General features: G+C 70.3%; 4 protein-coding genes. 1 reads left to right on the top strand and 3 read right to left on the bottom strand.

All coding sequences use genetic code 11. The features are described 5' to 3' along the window. Positions 1-208: hypothetical protein (locus tag ACFXMF_RS47455; RefSeq protein WP_380021318.1), on the bottom strand; the 208-nt coding region annotated here is incomplete at its 3' end. A gap of 515 nt (positions 209-723) precedes the next feature. Here ACFXMF_RS47455 and ACFXMF_RS47450 point away from each other — a divergent pair. Beyond that, positions 724-927 carry a hypothetical protein gene (locus ACFXMF_RS47450; RefSeq protein WP_360325134.1) on the top strand — a complete coding sequence of 68 codons (204 nt, stop codon included), beginning with the start codon at positions 724-726 and terminating at the stop codon, positions 925-927. 88 nt (positions 928-1,015) lie between these two features. Here the strand turns inward: ACFXMF_RS47450 and ACFXMF_RS47445 are convergent, their stop codons facing one another. Beyond that, positions 1,016-1,654 (bottom strand): GNAT family N-acetyltransferase, encoded by a 639-nt coding sequence (locus tag ACFXMF_RS47445; protein WP_379991752.1) that lies wholly within the window; start codon positions 1,652-1,654, stop codon positions 1,016-1,018. A 172-nt stretch (positions 1,655-1,826) separates the two neighbouring features. Beyond that, positions 1,827-2,465 (bottom strand): sensor histidine kinase (locus ACFXMF_RS47440; RefSeq protein WP_380021316.1); only part of this gene is annotated, 639 nt, incomplete at its 5' end.

Raw genomic sequence — 2,465 nt, 5'->3', positions numbered from 1 at the left:
CGTCACTCTTGCCCGAGCCGGCCTGGCCACCGCTCGACTCGGCCTTCGCGCCGCCACTGCCACCGCCCGAGGCCACCTTGCTCTCCGGCGAGCCGCCCTCGTCGGCGCAACCGACCGTGGTCAACGCGAGACCACTCGCCAGGACCACCCCGACCGCCAACCTCAGCGCCAGGGGCCGCCCCGACCGCGCGCGCCCGAACCTCGTCATCACTGCCGCTCCCACCCGTCGTCGCATCCATCGGTCCTGTGCACCCCTCGTCGTCACCGCCGTGACGGCGAGAGGGAGCGACAACAGGTCTACGCACCGACGGGTTACCACGACGTCACCCGGATCGGTTATCCGGAGTTAACACGGGCACGCGTATAACCGATGAGGGTCATCCGAAGTCTGCGAATCGGGCCATTCGCCTGTCGTTCCCAGACGTTCCCGCTCGCCCCCACGCCTTCCGACCCAACCTCCCCGCGCCCATCGGCGGACGGCCGAGCATCCGCCCGGCCGTTGGGAGTTCCGGCCGTGCGGCGGACCCACAGGGCCATGTGCATCGGCGCCGGCTGCGCGCGAGGCGTCCGCCCCGCACCGGCGCCCCGACGTCGTCTCGCGCGGCGTGTCCCACGGCGATGGGACCCGGCCGTCACCACGCCGAACCGCAGCCGTTTCCACCACCACCAACACACGGACGCCCCAACACCACTCATCAGCCGACGCATTCGAGAGGTCTTCCCATGGTCGTCGTACCGCTGCTCCTGACCCGCCGCCTCGCGCCCTCCGCAGGCAGCCCGCCCACGTTGCCGGACCACCACTACGATCCCGACCTGTGCGCGAACGTGGTCGCCGACGGCACCCTGCTCGTCCACGCCGCAGACGCGGACCGCGTCGCGGACTACACCTCCACCCAGGAGCCCTCAGGGCTCAAGGCAGACGACTGACCCCTACTCCACCGTCGTAGTCGTGGCTGCCGAGATCAACCCGCCGCCGGCACATCTCGACGGCCACGCCAACGCCGCCTGGGACGGCTCACCCGCCAAGGCCCGCCTCACCCGGCCCGGACGAGGCTTCCACCGAGACGGACCCAACGCCGCTCTCGGTGGCCGGAGTCGGCCCGGCCGACGGCCGCCACTCTCGCCTGAGCAATCCGAACACCCACGAGTCGGATACCTCGCCGTTCACGACACAGTCTTCCCGCAGCGTCCCTTCCCGCACGAATCCGATCTTCTCCAGGACCCGGGCGGATGCCACGTTGCGCGTATCGGTCTCGGCCTGAACCCGATTCAGGTCCAGTGTGTCGAACGCCCACCGCAGCAAGGCGTGCGCGGCCTCCGTCGCGAAGCCGTGGCCCCACATCGCATCGCCGAGGCAGTAGCCCAACGACGCGCTGCGACAGTTCTCGTCCCAGGAGGTCAGACCGCACCAGCCGACGAAGGCCCCGTCGGAAGCACGGTCGATGGCCACCCGGGCCCCGGTGCCGTCGTCCGCCATCTGCCGGCACATCTTGACGAACCGTTCGGCGCGGGCCCGTTCGTGCCACGGCGGGGAGTCCCAGTAGCGCATCACGTAGCTGCTGCGGTGCAGCGCGAAGAGGGGGTCCGCGTCGGCGTCGGTGAAGGGGCGCAGTCGCAGGCGAGGGGTGTGCAGTACCGGGGTGGCCAAAGTCATGCGCACCATCCTGCGTCCTCATGAGGCGGACGGACACCGAATATCCGGTCCGGTCCGCATGACCGAGGCACGCCCGCCTACCGGCAGTTCGTGTACGGCACGACTACTCGTCCCGCCCACCGGTGCCCGGCCGTTCGGCGAACCGCGTGGAGGTCGAGTGCCGGTCGGGTGGTCACGGTTTCGGAGCGGTGGCCGCGTCGGTGAGTTCCGGAGATGCATGGGGCGGTTTGGGTAGGGAAATGGCGATGGTGAGGCCGCCGTGGTGGTTTGCGGTGGTGGTTATCCGGGCCGCGTGGGCGTGGACGATGGCCTGGACGATGGACAGGCCCAGGCCGGTGCCTCGGGCGGAGCCGGTGCGGTTGGGGCGGAACCGGCGGAACGGCTCGAAGAGTTCGGGGACACGTTCGGCGGGGATCAGCGGGCCGGTGTTGCGGACGCGGAGCGAACCGGCCGAGACGCCGACCGTGACGAAGCCGCCCGGATGGTTGTGTCGTACCGCGTTCTCGACCAGGTTGGTGACCAACTGGCGCAGCAGCAACGGGTCGCCGGACACCACGCTCTCGGCGAGGAGCGCGTCGACCCGGACGCCCGCCTGCTCGGCTGCGGGCTGCGTCTGTCGCAACACGTCGGCGGTCAACTCGTCCAACGCGACCGGCGACGTCTGGACGTTCCCGCGCTCGCTCACCGCCAGGCTCAGCAGTCCGTCGATCAGGTGCTCGGTGCGTCGGTTCAGGGCGAGCAGTTGTTCGCGGGTGTCGATGATGTCCTGTGGTGCGTGGGGGTCGGCGAGGCCGATCTCGATGGCCGTGCG

It is taken from the genome of Embleya sp. NPDC059213, assembly GCF_042754445.1.
Lineage (GTDB): Bacteria > Actinomycetota > Actinomycetes > Streptomycetales > Streptomycetaceae > Embleya.
This window is presented reverse-complemented; position numbering and strand designations above follow the sequence as displayed.